16 protein-coding genes are annotated in these 14,804 nt (G+C 63.8%); 5 read left to right on the forward strand and 11 right to left on the reverse strand.

Features of this window, described 5'->3' with window-relative positions:
• Positions 1-132: 132 nt before the first annotated feature.
• From M0D67_RS41130 to M0D67_RS41160, 7 genes are all read right to left on the reverse strand, one after another.
• Positions 133-864 (reverse strand): phosphorylase, encoded by a 732-nt coding sequence (locus M0D67_RS41130; RefSeq protein WP_266243398.1) that lies wholly within the window; start codon positions 862-864, stop codon positions 133-135.
• 3 nt (positions 865-867) lie between these two features.
• Positions 868-2,928: a squalene--hopene cyclase gene (shc, locus tag M0D67_RS41135; protein ID WP_266243401.1), complete on the reverse strand. Its 2,061-nt coding sequence runs from the start codon at positions 2,926-2,928 to the stop codon at positions 868-870.
• Entirely contained in the window at positions 2,925-4,202 is a 1,278-nt protein-coding gene (gene hpnE, locus M0D67_RS41140) for a hydroxysqualene dehydroxylase HpnE (RefSeq protein ID WP_266243403.1), read from the reverse strand. Before hpnE ends, shc begins: the two co-directional genes overlap by 4 nt.
• Positions 4,203-4,206: 4 nt before the next feature.
• Positions 4,207-5,055 carry a presqualene diphosphate synthase HpnD gene (gene hpnD, locus M0D67_RS41145; RefSeq protein WP_266243405.1) on the reverse strand — a complete coding sequence of 283 codons (849 nt, stop codon included), beginning with the start codon at positions 5,053-5,055 and terminating at the stop codon, positions 4,207-4,209.
• 207 nt (positions 5,056-5,262) lie between these two features.
• Positions 5,263-6,201: a diguanylate cyclase gene (locus tag M0D67_RS41150; protein ID WP_154566451.1), complete on the reverse strand. Its 939-nt coding sequence runs from the start codon at positions 6,199-6,201 to the stop codon at positions 5,263-5,265.
• A complete protein-coding gene (locus tag M0D67_RS41155) occupies positions 6,198-6,821 on the reverse strand; it encodes a chemotaxis protein CheC (protein ID WP_171927706.1) in 624 nt (207 codons plus the stop codon). Before M0D67_RS41155 ends, M0D67_RS41150 begins: the two co-directional genes overlap by 4 nt.
• Positions 6,814-7,182 (reverse strand): response regulator, encoded by a 369-nt coding sequence (locus M0D67_RS41160; RefSeq protein WP_028195969.1) that lies wholly within the window; start codon positions 7,180-7,182, stop codon positions 6,814-6,816. The genes M0D67_RS41155 and M0D67_RS41160 overlap by 8 nt, the downstream gene beginning before the upstream one ends.
• Before the next feature lie 237 nt (positions 7,183-7,419).
• Between M0D67_RS41160 and M0D67_RS41165 the strand changes: the two genes are divergently transcribed.
• From M0D67_RS41165 to M0D67_RS41175, 3 genes are all read left to right on the forward strand, one after another.
• Entirely contained in the window at positions 7,420-7,731 is a 312-nt protein-coding gene (locus tag M0D67_RS41165) for a hypothetical protein (protein ID WP_171927705.1), read from the forward strand.
• Between the two features lie 129 nt (positions 7,732-7,860).
• A complete protein-coding gene (locus M0D67_RS41170; RefSeq protein ID WP_266243407.1) occupies positions 7,861-10,149 on the forward strand; it encodes a hybrid sensor histidine kinase/response regulator in 2,289 nt (762 codons plus the stop codon).
• A gap of 216 nt (positions 10,150-10,365) precedes the next feature.
• Positions 10,366-11,358 (forward strand): hypothetical protein, encoded by a 993-nt coding sequence (locus M0D67_RS41175; RefSeq protein ID WP_154566447.1) that lies wholly within the window; start codon positions 10,366-10,368, stop codon positions 11,356-11,358.
• A 416-nt stretch (positions 11,359-11,774) separates the two neighbouring features.
• Here the strand turns inward: M0D67_RS41175 and M0D67_RS41180 are convergent, their stop codons facing one another.
• The 3 genes from M0D67_RS41180 to M0D67_RS41190 all read right to left on the reverse strand — a co-directional run bounded on the left by M0D67_RS41180 (position 11,775) and on the right by M0D67_RS41190 (position 13,012).
• The gene (locus M0D67_RS41180; RefSeq protein WP_266243411.1) at positions 11,775-12,044 is read right to left on the reverse strand and encodes a DUF6723 family protein; all 270 of its coding nucleotides are present in this window, start codon (positions 12,042-12,044) and stop codon (positions 11,775-11,777) included.
• A gap of 11 nt (positions 12,045-12,055) precedes the next feature.
• Positions 12,056-12,340, reverse strand: a complete 285-nt coding sequence (locus tag M0D67_RS41185) for a hypothetical protein (RefSeq protein WP_054034198.1) — start codon at positions 12,338-12,340, stop codon at positions 12,056-12,058.
• A 540-nt stretch (positions 12,341-12,880) separates the two neighbouring features.
• Entirely contained in the window at positions 12,881-13,012 is a 132-nt protein-coding gene (locus M0D67_RS41190; protein ID WP_257021004.1) for a hypothetical protein, read from the reverse strand.
• A 449-nt stretch (positions 13,013-13,461) separates the two neighbouring features.
• Between M0D67_RS41190 and M0D67_RS41195 the strand changes: the two genes are divergently transcribed.
• Together M0D67_RS41195 and M0D67_RS41200 are read left to right on the forward strand one after the other, a co-directional pair.
• A complete protein-coding gene (locus M0D67_RS41195) occupies positions 13,462-14,070 on the forward strand; it encodes an RNA polymerase factor sigma-70 (RefSeq protein WP_266243415.1) in 609 nt (202 codons plus the stop codon).
• Positions 14,057-14,260: a zf-HC2 domain-containing protein gene (locus M0D67_RS41200; protein ID WP_154566445.1), complete on the forward strand. Its 204-nt coding sequence runs from the start codon at positions 14,057-14,059 to the stop codon at positions 14,258-14,260. Before M0D67_RS41195 ends, M0D67_RS41200 begins: the two co-directional genes overlap by 14 nt.
• Positions 14,261-14,377: 117 nt before the next feature.
• Here M0D67_RS41200 and M0D67_RS41205 read toward each other — a convergent pair whose 3' ends face one another.
• Complete coding sequence (locus tag M0D67_RS41205) at positions 14,378-14,668, reverse strand: DUF1272 domain-containing protein (protein WP_266243417.1); 291 nt, start codon at positions 14,666-14,668, stop codon at positions 14,378-14,380.
• Positions 14,669-14,804: the final 136 nt, after the last annotated feature.

Consider the following 14,804-nt stretch of genomic DNA (forward strand, 5'->3'; position numbering starts at 1 on the left):
TTTCGGGCTTAAGTTGAGAGCATTGCCCCGCACAGGGGCAACGCTAATAGACCACCAGCAAATCAAGGAAAGGCACCAAAGCCAGATCAAGGAAAGGCCAACGCCCCAGGCAAACAGCCAAAACAACCGCCTTCAGCCAACAACCATCCTCAAAACCCCACCTTCCCCCATAGCATGCCGCGCCTGCACCAGCGAAATCCGCGCCGCCCGCGCATCAACGGCCACCTGAATCAACGCCCCAATCTGCGAAGGCTGCCGCAAAAGCTCCCGCAAAATCGGCCCCAACGCAGTGGTGCCATCATCCCGCAAGCCAGCGGTCGCAGCAGAAGGCAAAGTCCGCCAAGCCGGATCAACAATCGCCCGACAAACCGCAAACGGCACCCCATGCGCGGCAGCCGTCGCACCGGCAATATGCGATTCCATATCAACAGCCAAAGCCCCGGTCGAGCGATGCAACAACCGCTTGTCATCAGCGCTGACCAAAGGCGCGGTAACAGCCGCCACCACCCCACGCCGCAGACGCGCCACAAGCGGCCCCGTTGCCAGCGCGGCGGCAAACCTGTCAGCCCATGGCCGATCAGTCTCCAACCGCCCAAACGGCCCCTCAACGGCCTCCGCAACAATCAACGTGCCCGGCTCCAGATCGGGCGCCAACCCACCCGCCGTCCCGAAACTAACGATCCCCGAGCAGCCGCGCGCAACGGCCGCGCTCAACGCCCGCTCCAGCAGATCGGCGCGAGCCGCGTAGACGACCTCGACGTCCTTGCCGCGCGCGATGCGCGCTTCGAACGCCATACCCGTCACCACGATCACCGGCAAGGTGTTGGAGTCGGCGTCGGCTGAGAGCGTTGTCGACAGCGCCATCCGTTACATCCCGACCGCGACGCGCGTCAGCCCGTTACGTTTCAGATGACGGAAACGCGCCAGCGCCCACAACGGGAAGAACTTGCGATAGCCGTGATAGCGCAGATAGAACACGCGCGGGAAGCCGGTCGCCGTGAAGCGCGTTTCGTCCCACAGACCGTGCTCGCGCTGTTCGCGCTGCAGATACTCGACGCCACGCGCCACCGCCTCGTGATTCACCTCGCCTGCCGCCATCAGGCCCATCAGCGCCCATGCGGTTTGCGAAGCCGTGCTCGGCGCGCGCTCGTAGCCGTGATAGTCGAGCTTGTAGCTCTCGCCGCCCTCGCCCCAGCCGCCGTCTTCGTTCTGGATCGACAGGAGCCACTGCGCGGCGCGCTTCATGCGCGGATCGTCGTGCGGCAAGCCGGCGGCGTTCAGCGAACACAGCGCGGTCCAGGTGCCGTAGATATAGTTCAGGCCCCAGCGGCCGTACCAGCTACCGTCCGATTCCTGTTCCTTCAGCATGTAGTCGAACGCGCGCTGCGCGGGTTCGCTGCCCTGCGGAAATTCGCCGAGTTGTGCAAGCATCGACAGACAACGGCCCGACACGTCCGCGGTCGGCGGATCGAGCAGTGCGCCGTGATCGGAAAACGGAATGTTGTTCAGGTAGTACTGGGTGTTTTCCGGTTCGAACGCGCCCCAGCCGCCATCGCTGCTCTGCATGCCGACCACCCATTCGCGCGCCCGCGCAATGGCTTCACGATCGACATCCGATTGCGTCAGTGCCGCCGAGCGTTGCATCGCCATCGCCACCACCGCCGTATCGTCGACGTCCGGATAGTGCGCGTTGTTGTACTGGAACGCCCAGCCGCCAGGACGCACGTTCGAACGGCGCGAGATCCAGTCGCCGCGCACATCGAGAATCTGCAGCGGACGCAACCAGGCGAGCCCGCGTTCGGCCGCCTGCTCGGCGTGTGCTTCGCCGGTCTCGAGCAGCGCATGCGCCACGAGCGAGGTGTCCCACACAGGCGACAGACACGGCTGGCAATATGCTTCGTCATCCTTGATGACGAGCAGCTTTTCGATCGACTGACGGGCGATTGCGCGATTCGGATGATCGGCCGGATAGCCGAGCACGTCGTACATCATCACCGAGTTGGCCATCGCGGGGAAAATCGCGCCGAGGCCGTCTTCGCCATTCAGCCGTTCGTCGACAAAGCGCACGGCCTCGCGCACCGAACGTTCGCGCGTCACCTTCGGGAACAGGCCGTCGATCATGCGCAACATCACGTCCACGCCGCGGAAGAAGCGGAACCAGCCGAGGTGCTGATGCGGCGCCCGATCGCGCATGCCGGTATTGACCGGGGCGCCGCGGAACAGCTCGTCGATACGCACACGACGGGGATTGCGCGCCACCGGCCGCTTCGCGTTCAGCACCAGCAACGGCACGATCACGGTACGCGCCCAGTACGACACCTTCGACAGATGGAACGGGAACCACATCGGCAGCAGCATGATTTCGACCGGCATCATCGGCACCGCGCGCCACGACACCACGCCGAACAGCGCAAGCAGAATCCGTGTGAACACGTTCACCGTTTCCGCGCCGCCGTTCGCCAGAATCGCTTCGCGCGCACGGACCATGTGCTCGGCGTCCGGCGAGTCGCCGATCATTTTCAGTGCGAAGTACGCCTTCACGCTGGCGCTGACGTCCATCGCGCCGTCGGTGAAGAGTGGCCAGCCGCCATCCGCCAGCTGGATGCGGCGCAGATAGCGGGCGATCTTCTGCTCCAGTTCCAGGTTCGGCGTTTCGGCGAGATAGTGAACGAGGAGCACATATTCGGCGGGAATCGTCGCGTCGGCTTCGAGTTCGTAGACCCAGTGACCGTCCGGTTTCTGCGCGCCGAGGATCGCGTCGGTGGCGCGCGTGATCGCGGCGTCGAGCGGCGTTGCGAACGCTTGCGGCGCAGCATCGGGCGCAGCGCTCGACACCGCGTTTGGCACCGCGTTTGACAAATTCGGCGCCGCATCGGCGAATTCCTGCAGGACGGCGTCCAGCGGCTGGGCTTGAGATAAGTCGTTCATCGGCGTTCCATCGGTTGATTCAGCAGCGTGTCCGCGGCCTTCTGGCCAGAGCGGATCGCCCCTTCAATCGTCGCGGGCAGGCCGGTGGCCGTCCAGTCGCCCGCGAGCATCAAATTGTTCCAGCGAGTGCGCGTGCCGGGGCGCAGCATTTCCTGATCCGGCAAGGCGGCAAACGTCGCGCGCTTTTCCACCACGACCTGCCAGGCGGGCATCGGCTCGGCCGGCACGTTGGCAGCCTGGGCCACTTCGGCCCAGATGGTTTTCGCCAGCGCTTCGTGCGGCGTGTCGAGCAGGCGCTCAGCGGCGTTGACCGTGACCGACATGCGGCCCTCGAAGGCAAACAGCCAATCGGCCGTCGCATTCAGCAGCCCCGTGATCGGCGCCATGCCGAACGGCGGCTCGACCGCGAAATGCACGTTGAGAGTCGCGGCGAAGCGATTCGGCGAACGCAAACCGGGCACGAGCGTCTGAGCGATGTCCGGCGGCACAGCAAGCACCACGGCCTGGTTGGCTTCGATCGCGATGCTTTCGTCCGCGAAATTCAGTGCCGAGATACGGCCGGGGCCGGCGCCGCCGTCGGCAAACACGATGTCCGTCAGGCGCGACCCGAGCCGGATTGCCGCGCCGCCATGCTGCAAAAGACGCAGCGCCGGGTCGACAAAGGCGCTGCCCAGACCGTTCTTCGCCACCAGAGGCCGGCACGCGAGGCCACCGGCGACCAGCGTCTCCCTGACCATCGCTGCCGTCAGCTCCGCCGACGCTTCACGCGGCTCGACATTGAGCATTGCGAGAAACAGCGGCCGCAGCAGGCGGTCCCACAGCGGGCCATTGCAGCGCATGGTTTGCGCCACACTGCGCCCGGGTTTGGCGAACAGCAGCGGCACGAGCGCCAGATAGTCACTCGGTCCGGTGTTCGGCACGCGCGCGTTCGGGTCGAAGATCCACCAGGGCAGGCGGCCCGGCGACATACGCACGGTCCAGCGTGCCCGCGTCGCCAGATCCACGAACGGATACTCGGGCTGAGCCGGGCCGACCAGCTCGTCGCCAGCGCCGATCGCGCGCACGTAGTTGAGCGTGGCGTAATTTCCCGACAACACCATGTGATTGCCGCTGTCGATGGTCGCGCCCAGCTTGGGGTCGTAATACGACCGGCAACGGCCCCCCGCCTGCGGCGCCGCTTCATGAAGCACGACTTGTGCGCCGCGGCGCTGCAATTGCACCGCCGCGGCCAGGCCGGCGAGGCCGGCGCCGATCACATGGATGAGCTTCGGCATCAGCTCAGAAGAGCGCGTAACGCGCGACGATCCACAGCATGCGCAGTTTCGGCTTGCTGACCTTCGTACGCGGAATGTCGAAACCGCGGTCGAGCGTGCGTTCGAGCAGCGCGCGATAGACGCCCGACATGATGCGCGGCGCGCGCACGTGGCTGCGCGGCTCGCGGTCCATGATCGCGTCGGAGGCGGCGAAATGCTCCTTGGCGCGCTCGGCGAGCGTCGCGCAGACGCGCGGCAGCGATGGATCGTCGGCGATCTGGGTCGGGCTCGTCACCGCAATGCCTTCGCGCGCCAGCAATTCGTGCGGGAGGTAGCAGCGGTTGATGCCGGCGTCTTCGTCGATATCGCGCAGGATGTTGGTCAGTTGCAGCGCGCGGCCCAGATGGTGCGCCAGCAAACGGCCCGGCTCCTCCTGCATCCCGAATATCCTCACCGATAGACGGCCCGCCGCGCTCGCGACGCGGTCGCAGTACAGGTCGAGGGTGGCTTCGTCGGGCGCGCAGATGTCGGCTGCGGCGTCCATCGCCATGCCGTCGACCATCGCGTAAAAATCTTCGCGTTGCAGGTGAAACGTATGAATGTGCCGCGTCAGCGCGCGCAAGGAAGCGCGCGGTGCGCCGGCGTAGCACGCGTCGATGTCGGCGCGCCAGCGCTCGAGCGCGGCGGCGCGTTCGGCGCGCGGCATGTCACTGTCGGCGATATCGTCGACAGCGCGGCAGAAAGCGTAGACCTGATACATCGCGTCGCGCTGCGCGGCCGGCAGGATGCGCATCGCGAGATAGAACGAGCTGCCGGACGTGGCGGCAGCGGCGTCGATTTCTGTATCGTCCACGACAAGATTGGAAACAGCCAAGACGATCTCCGCTGGAGGCGCCCGCTGAAAGGCGTTCAAGAAGTTTTGTGTTTACTGCAAGGCAAGCGCCCCGCGCGCGCGGACACGCGCGAAACACCCGGCTGGGATGCCGGAAACGGCGAAAAGTATAACAACCTTTGTGAGATGCCGCAGTTTAGGGGTGAATAAGGGGCCGGAATAAGGGGCGTGGCGCTTCGCGAGAAACGCTCAGGTAAACGCCACCGAGCGATTGCGCCCTTGCCGCTTGGCGCTATACAGCGCCGCGTCGGCTTCATTGATGAGCACGTCGTACGCCGGCACGCCCAGGCGCGCCGCCGCACCACCGACGCTGGCCGTCACCGGCACGCTCGTGCCCTGCACGTCGACCGGCGTGTCGGCGATCGTGCAGCGAATTTTCTCCGCGACCCGCATGGCGTCCTCGAGCGGCGTACACGGCAACAGCAACGCAAATTCCTCGCCGCCGAAACGCCCGAAGGTATCCTGCGCCCGCACCACCTCGGCGACGCGCTGCGCCATCACGCGCAACACCGTATCGCCGACGCCGTGACCGAACTGGTCGTTGATTTTCTTGAAGTGGTCGAGATCGAACAGCAGCACGGACATCTCGCCGCCGTAGCGCTGCCAGCGCGTGAATTCGTCGCGCAGGCGCGCTTCGAAATAACGCCGGTTGGCGATGCCGGTCAGACCGTCGCGGTCCGCGTATTCCTGCAGCTTGGCGACCGCCTCTTCACGCTCGCGCTGCACGATGCTGACATGCGTGACGTCAGAGATGGTCACGCACACGGCCACCACTTCGCGATCGCGCATGAGCGGCATGAAGGTGCAGTCCTGCTGCATGAAGTCGACGCCGCCGGTAATCGGCCGGTCGTGATCGAACTTGAACAGGTACGGGCGCTGCTCCCACGAACTGAACGCGAAACTGCCGAGCTGAAACACGCTTTCGATCTTGCGCGACAGCCACACGCGCGGCAATTCCGGAAAGTGCGTGAAGAGCGATTTGCCGACCACCTGCTCCGGCGTCAAGCCGCTGTGATCCTGCATGAAGCGATTCCACATCAACACGGTCATGTTGCGATCGAGCACGAAGATGCCGAAACCGACACGTTCGACCACCAGATCGCTCAATGACTCCGCGGATACATTCATAAGCTGGACAACAGCTCGTCGAGCGCCTCGTTCATATGGCGGATCGACTCTTCGGCCATCAGCATCACTAGGTGCGCGCGGAAGCTCTGATCCTCGAGCGCGAAATTGACTTCCACCAGCAGCGCGACTTCCCACTGCAGCACGCCGGGCTGGAACACTTCGTCGAGCGTCATCGCTTCACCGAGCAGGCCCGGCGCGGAGAAGACCGGCGTGCGGCCGAGCTGGTCGAGAATGCACGAGACACACGCGCCCGTCAGCACGTTCGCGACGTCGAACACGAGTTCCTGCTGGCTCACCGCCTCATAGCTCGAGCGCGAATACGGGTCGCTCACGAGCGAACACAACTGGTCGATGCTGTCGCTGCGACAGATCACCAGCGCTTCGCCCTTGATGTCGGAGCGAAAGCCCTGGCGCACCGCGCTCACCGTGTCCTCGATCCCGGTCATCTCGCGCAGCGCCTCAGCCGCCTCGCTCACCGCCACCACCTTCACGCGCGGCACCGACAATTCGATGAACGCATCGAGCAGGCTCGCGAGACGCGTCGCGGCCTGGCCCATCGCCAGATTGGCGACCTCTTGCAGCGCGTCGCGCTGGTCTTCGGTGAGGACTGGCTCAGACATACAACCCGTACTCCTTGAGGATGGGTAGTACCGCCTCGGGCGTCACGGGCTTGGCGATGAATGCGGCGGCGCCGAGCGCACGCACGCGCGACTGGGCCATCGGCTGAACATCGGCGGAGACGACAATGACGAAGGTGTTCAGATCCTCATGCTGCAATGCTTCCAGCACCTGATAGCCGGTCATGTCAGGCATCGTCAGGTCGAGGAACATCACCGACGCTTTGCCTTCGCGATACAGGCCGAGCGCTTCGCGCCCGTTCGTCGCGTAGGACACGTCGACATCCCAGTCCGGCGGCAATGCCTTGGTGAGCACCTTGCGGGCAAGCAATGAATCGTCGGCGATCACAATAGGCAAAGGCATGGGCGGGTCGGTAAGCGGAATTAGCTCTGGCGCGTTAACGGCGGGTGGAGGTGATTTCTTTAGCGCGCGGTCTGTCGACCGGCGCTCAAGCGGGCTGAAGCTTGCGAGAATGCAGCTTGCAAACGAGCGGGGAGCGCGCGCAGCGAGGCGTTTGTGACGGAAGCCGTGGGCGCGCATGGATGCGTGCGAGCACGGTGGACGACGGCTATGACCGGCATGTTCGAGCCTACCCCGTAGATGAATCCGCGCGGCTTCACGGATCGGGCTGGTCCCCTTGCCGCGCGCCTGTTTCCGCGAGCGCCTTCGGTCACGCGTTGTGCGCGTTGCCTGGCGGTCCTCGCGGCAGATGCATCCGAACATGGCGGACGCATTATTTGTGATGGCATCGATTTTCGAAGCAAATTGGCGGAAAGGCAACTCGCCAATTTCGCCTTGATTAAAGAGATTTTCCCAATAAGTACTATTTATGAAAATATTTCGGTAGATTTGGAAGGCTTTCTTTTACATTTATACTTTTGTGTACGTTTGCGCTTCTCGATTTGTCACTGATTCAAACGGCCGACAAATCGGGGGCCGACCATTTGTCACAGTAACCAGTACGGCTGCTACATGTCTATGCTTTTTGTATGACACCGACTCCCGGCCTTTTCGTCCTGAACGACCTTAGCGTTACCGACCATGACACCAGAACGGTTCGACCCGCCTGAAGCGAGCCGCCCTCCCGCTAGCCGCCAGGACGAGGCGCGGTTTCCAGCCGTACCGGAACATAATTTCCACGTCCGGCGCATCACGCTGATCGCGCTGCTGATCGCAGCCATCGTGCTGCCGTGCGTGTACGTGGCGGCGATGGCGTTCAGCGATCTGCGCACGCGCATGGCCGACGCAACCGACGTGACGCTGCGCACCGTGCGCGTGGCGGAAGAACACGCGCTGAAAGTGTTCGACATGAACGAGACGCTCGACTCGCGCATTGTCGATCTGACGCAAGGTCTGGACGACAACGGCATTCGCGCTCAAGAAGGCGAGATCCACGAGAAGCTGCGCACCATGGGCGGCGGCTATCCTCAGGTGGCGGCCGTCTCGATCTTCGGCCGCGAGGGTGATCTGCTCGCCACCAGCCGTTTCTATCCTGCGCCGGAGTTGTCGATCGCCGACCGCGACGATTTCACCGGCATTCGCGACGGCAAGGGGCTCGAGCATGTCTCAAAGGTCATGACGGGACATGTGGTGGGCGAACAGGTGTTCAACACGGGCGTGGAGCGGCTCGCAGCCGACGGCTCATTTGCGGGAGTGGTCTCGGTCGCCCTGCGGCCCAGCTATTTCGATGCGTTCTACCGGGAACTGCTCGGCGGTAGCGACAGCACGCCGATGATCATGAGCCTCGTGCGCACCGACGGCGCGATCCTCGCGCACTATCCGCGCCGCCCGCGCGAGCCGCTGGCAACGGCGCCGAATTCGCCACTGGCCGAAGCGCTGGCGCAAGGGCGGCGAGCCGGCGTCGTACGCATGCATTCCGACATCGACGACGACAACGTGATTCTGGCGTTCCGGCGCATCGGCGCCTATCCGGTCTACGCGTTGTGCGGCTATCGCACCTCGGCGATCTGGACCGCGTGGTACCGGCACCTCAGTGTGCTGATCCTGTCGATGTTCACGCCATCCATCGTGTTGTGGTGCGTGATCTGGCTGTCGCTGCGGCGCCTCGGCGCCGAGGAGGAGGCGTGGGAGCGCTGGCAGGCCGAAGCCTCGATGCGCCGCTCGATCGAATCCGCGTATCGCCAGTCGCGCAAGATGGAGGCGCTCGGCAACCTGGTCGGCAGTGTGGCGCACGATTTCAACAACCTGCTGATGATCGTCTCGGCCAACGTGCAGATCGCCCGGCGGCGCGGCACGCCGGGGCTCGACCGCGAATTGTCCGCGATGGAGCGGGCGCTCAAGGGCGGCCAGTCGCTCACCCGCCAATTGCTTGGCGTCGCGCGCAAGCAGCCGTTGCGCAACGAGACGCTGGCGCTCGAGCGCTGGCTGCCGGCGTGCCGCGAACTGCTGCGCGCATCGCTCGGCGCGAAGATTTCGCTGGTTATGGACATCGGCGTCGATATCTGGCCCATGCGTGTGGACGTCGCCGAGCTCGAACTGGCGCTGATCAACGTCGCGGTGAACGCGCGCGACGCCATGCCCAACGGTGGCCGCTTCACGGTTCGAGCCGCCAATATCAACTTCCGCCACCAGGACGGCTTTCCCCTGACCGGCGATTTCGTGCAACTGTCGCTTGAAGATACCGGTGGCGGCATGCCGCCTGAAGTGCTCGCGCGCGCCTTCGAACCGCTTTTCACCACGAAGCCGAAAGGCATGGGCACCGGTCTCGGCCTGCCGCAGGTTTTCGCCTTCTGCGAGCGCTCCGGCGGCCTTGCCGCGATCGACAGCGCAATCGGCGCAGGCACCTCGGTGCGCCTCTATCTGCCGCGCGCCACAGCCGCCCCCGAGGCCGAACTGCCGGCTGAAACGGGCGCCGAGGAAAGCGGCACGCCGCACGGCTTGCGCATCCTGCTGGTCGAGGACAACGACGAAGTCGCCGCCGGCACCGAGGCCCTGTTGCAGATGATGGGCCACCAGGTCACCTGTGTATTCAACGCCGATACCGCGCTCTGCCTGTTCGACGACGCCCACGCGAGGCAGGCGCGCACCGGCGAGCCGCTGCCGTTCGATCTGGTGCTGTCGGACATCCACATGCCCGGCACGATGAACGGCATCGACCTGGCCGAAGCCGTGCAGGCTTTCGACACCCGGCTGCCGGTCATTCTGGTCACCGGCTATGCGGAAGAACTCGACCGTGCGCGGCATGTCAACGTGCGGGTGCTGTCCAAACCCTTCGATATCGCGTTGCTGGAAGAACTCCTGCAAGCGATCCAGCGCGAGCTGGCGCAAACGGGCGCCGATCCGGCTGCGGCGGCACATCCGGCCGGCTAACGCCGGCCTTTTGAGCGCCGCCGCCAATTACCGGCGGTTGTAAAAGCGCGGCAGCGGAATGCCGCGGTTTCTACGTAACCAGATCGGCGCAAGCGGCCAGCAGCGGGCGTGCGGACACGTTGTGCCGCCCCGGCATGATCGTTGCGATGTTTTTAGGGAAGCAGGCCGACGCGTTCTTGCGCCGTTCGATCCACCTAAAACCGTCGGGAGACAGCCATGCGACATACCGTGATTGGTTTATTCGACACCTATTCTCAAGCCGAGGCCGCGCGCGACACGCTTGTGCAGACCGGTTTTGCACGCGACACGATCGAGTTGCAGGCGAATCCCGAACCCTCCGTCGGCTCCGCAACCGACGAGGTCGCCGGTTCCGGCGTGCTCGCCAATATCGAGCGTTTTCTCTCGAACCTGTTTGCGAGCGGCCCTCGCGCGTCGGAAACGGCTCGCTACACGGAAGCCGTGCGCCGCGGCGCCGTGCTGGTCTGCGTGAGCGCAGCCAGCGAATCGCATGCGGAACTCGCTCGCAATACCTTGAAGAGGCTGGGCGCGACCGACATCGGCGAGCGCTCGCCCGATTGGGACACGCCGACGGAATCGAGCCGCGATCATTCGATACTCGATGAACTCGGCATTGGCGCGGTGACGCCTGGCACGCCGCATACATCGAGCGTAACAACGCCCGGCGTGGCAACGCCGGCTTCAACCACGCGACCTGCAACCCCGGCCGATCCCCTCTATCCGCCACCGCTCATGGGCACCGACGCCGAGCCGTTCGTCCCGCCGCCGCTGGCTGAGCGGCCGATGCGCGACGCGGTCGGCGATGCGGAACGTACCGCGATTGCGGCCGGTTCGATGCCGGGTTCGGGCGCGATCTTGCAGCCGTCGGATGTCGTCTCCGAAGCGGGGCAGCCGACCGCGGGTCTAGGCAGCCAGATGCCGAACGAGTATCTGGAATACGAAGAGGACTTCCGCACGCACTACGACGAGCAATACGCGGCTGAGAACGCGCGCTATGAAGATTACGTGCCGGCCTATCGCTACGGCGCGGAGATCGGTCAGGACGCGCGTTATCGCGATCGGCTGTGGGACGACGTCGAGCCGGAAGCCCGGCGCCATTGGGAAAACACCTCGCCCGACAGCACGTGGGAGCGCTTCAAGCTCGCCGTGCGTCATGGCTGGGAACGGGTGACGGGACATCATCACGTCTAAGCGGGGGAGCGGTAGCGCCGGCGTGCCGTGAAGTTGCGGCAACGTCGGCGTTTTTCGTCTGGATAGGCGCCGGCAAAGCCGCCTGATTTGGCCCGAATTGGTCGTCAGGCAGCGACCACTGCGATGTGATGGGCCATGGTTCGCTTCCTTGAGGTTAGGCGCTTGACGCGCAAAAGGGTACGAACTGCCCATCATAGGCAATGGCCGGGCGGTACGGTGACGGCGCGCACTAAAAGCGCCGACTTCTGGTTGCGCAGGTCCAGACCTCGAAAGTTGCGCCTGGTGGATAACCCGGTAGCAACTAAAGTTATCCACAGATTCACTGAATAACCTTGTGGATAACTGGTACTTTTGCCTTGTCAATCAAGCATGCTTTCGGCCTAGGACGATTTGAGGCAACTGGACGTTCTTCGCTGTCATTCCGGGACAGCGAGGTCGCCATCCACAAGCTGCCAGCCGTACGTCTCGGCAAACACCTGAGCCGCATCCGCATTTTCAAAAAACGGCATGTCCGCATGGCCCTGAAAGGGATAGATCACGCGCTCGTCGCTCAACCGGATCACTTTCAGCGTCGGCACCGTCCCGCTGGAGGTTCGACGCGACGACACCGCGACCTGATAGTTCGCGCGACCGGTCAGCGGCGTGGAATTCGCGCCCTGCGAGCGCCTGGAAACGTGGCTTGCCATCGGTGCGCGCATCAGAGTCCGACGATCGACTCGCCGGCAACCATGCCGTCGATCACCCGCTCCGCGTAACTCGCTGATGCAATGCGTGCGTCGCCGGCCGCGCCAAACGGGGAGCGGCTCGGCACGCGAAATACACGGCTGCTGGTCAAGGTGTCGTCGGTGCCGCGCCGGCAGATTCGCACTGCGGCGTCGAAACCCGAATCGTAATGGCGGGCGCCATCGGCAGAACGCGGCTGATGCGGATAAACCAATGGATAAATCTCAAGGCCCCGATAGCTTCTGATCGTATTGTTCATGGTAGTCGTCTCCGGTTAAGGATCTCGCTTGAAACGTGTCGCTGTGTGTTGGGCGTGACGCCGGGCGAGTCGCGGCGTTTCAGCGAACAAGGTGTTGGTCGGCGACGATGCGCATCAGGAGCGGCGTCTGTGAGGCCACGCCGACGACACCGTCAAGCGAAGTAGAAGGAAAGGACCCCGTTCGATTCAGGGCGCTGTGATGAGAGGCTGATGCCTGAGGGACTGCGCAGGACGCACAGGAGAACTGCAAGCTGTTGGCTCACTGTAACACGTTAGAAGAGTGAGCATTAGGCGCATTTGCGCGCCGGGCGCGGGTGTTGCTTCGGAGTGCCGGGTATTGCGTACCGCTTTCTGTTTCTCGACGCTCGTACGCTGATAAAGTGGGCCCGCAGCCATGTTCTGCGGATGCTTCACACGCGCGTCAAAACGCTCGGAATTAAATGCAGAAAGGGCACCTTTCGGCGCCCTTTCCTGATTTCGAGAACCCGCCTCGTCCGCAGACTTGTGCCGGACAGGTGTCCGACCGCATCCGTCAGACGATTAGTTGCCGAAGAACACGTTGCAGTACGATGCCGGGCCGCTGCATTGGGCCGGCGCAGCAGCTTGAGCTGCGCCCGAAGCAGCAGCAAACAGGGCGACGGAAGCGATCAGGGCGGTAAGAATGCGTTTCATGGTGCTACTCCTCTTCAGCGATTGGTTCGCGATCCGGGGCGATCGATGGAGTGGAGAATAGCGATTCAGCGTCCGCCTAAAAATACCGAAGACAAGAAGATGTTTTTTCAAATAATGAAATAATCCGGGCACGTGTTTGCGGCGGGCTTGAGACGTGTATCGCTGCACGTCTCGCCCATGCGCTTGAAGTTGCGGTGGGCCGCCGCGGTCTTGATTTCGTTTTTCGCAATAATATTTTTTGCTGTCATAAAGTCCGTTGCGGCACGACTAAGGTCATCTGGTCTTCGCTTGCTGGCGGGCACATGTTCAATACCAATTCGCTTGCGCTGGAACGTGCGGGAGAATGGCGCACATGTCCGGGAACTGCGCGAGGAAACCCACCCGCCTATGAACCACAACGATTCAAAAGAAAACGCGCGGCAACCGCGAGCGCGGCGACGGAGCCTGCCATGGCGCAAGTAAGCGGGCCGGCGCTCGATGATCCCGTTTATCTGACGCAATTACGGCGCGACCTGTTGCGCTTCGCCCGTTTGCAACTGCGCGATGCCGCTGCCGCCGAAGACGCCGTCCAGGAGGCCCTGGCCGCCGCCTGGACACAAGCCGACCGGTTTGCCGCGCAATCGGAGCATAAGACGTGGGTGTTCGGCATCCTGCGCCACAAGCTCGTCGACACCTTGCGCGCCCGGCAGCGCACGGTGAATCTGTCGGCGCTCGAATCCGAAATCGACAGCGAAACGCTGCTCGATCGCGAGCTCTTCAAGGACAACGGCCACTGGTCACGCGAGAGCAAGCCGCAACCCTGGCCGACGCCGGAAACCGCGCTGCGCCAGCAGCAATTCTGGACCTTGTTCGAGATGTGTCTGGAACACCTGCCTGAGCACATCGGGCGCGTGTTCATGATGCGCGAATTCCTCGATCTCGAAACGGAAGCGATCTGCGCTGAACTGCAGATGACCGCCAATCACTGCAGCGTGCTGATTTACCGCGCGCGGCTGCGCTTGCGCACTTGCCTGAGCGAAAAGGGCCTATCCAGAGAGGATGCGAATGGGGAAGTGTAAGCACATCACGCGGCTATTGTCGGACGCGCTCGACCGCCGTTTGACGACCGGCGAATGGGTCGCGATCCGGCTGCATCTGCCGACTTGCAGCGGCTGCCGCAATTACCGCAAACAGATCCGTCTGCTGCGCGTAGCGGCGCGCACGGTGAGCGGGGTGGCGACGCCGGGCGCGGGCGGTGGTGACGATTGAAGTGGCGCTTGGGTCGTCTGGCCGGCCTTAGGGCCGCTGTGCATCGAGCGGTGGCCTGGTGGTGCGCTGCAATGGACGGCAGCGCGCTTGAACGCCGCCTTGTGCCGGCGGCGCTTGTTAGCGCTCGCCAGGCGGCGTGTTCCGATAGCGCTCGAAGAAGCTTGCGTGCGCCGCTTCGTTGATGGAGACGGGATGCGCTTCGGTACGGGCCGGATGTTTGGCCAACTGCGCGCGCGTGCGGATCGGCCGATGCTGGAAATTGCCGCCGCAGTTCGGACACACGTTGCGCAGCGTGCTGAGCGCACACACTTCGCAGAAAGTGCATTCGTACGTGCAGATCATCGCGTCGGGCGCGTTCGGCGGCAGTGACTTGCCGCATCCTTCGCAGGACGGTCTCAGTTCAAGCATGGTGGCTCCGGGTCGGCAGGAAAGCGAGGCGCGGGACTGCGCCTCGTCTGTGTCGAAGCAGTGTAAGCGGAGCGGGCTAAGCGGAAGTTCCCGCGATGAGATAGACAAGTTTCCTTTGTGATTCAAGCGTCTGGCC

This window comes from Paraburkholderia sp. SECH4, from assembly GCF_030511745.1.
Classification (GTDB): Bacteria; Pseudomonadota; Gammaproteobacteria; order Burkholderiales; family Burkholderiaceae; genus Paraburkholderia; species Paraburkholderia madseniana.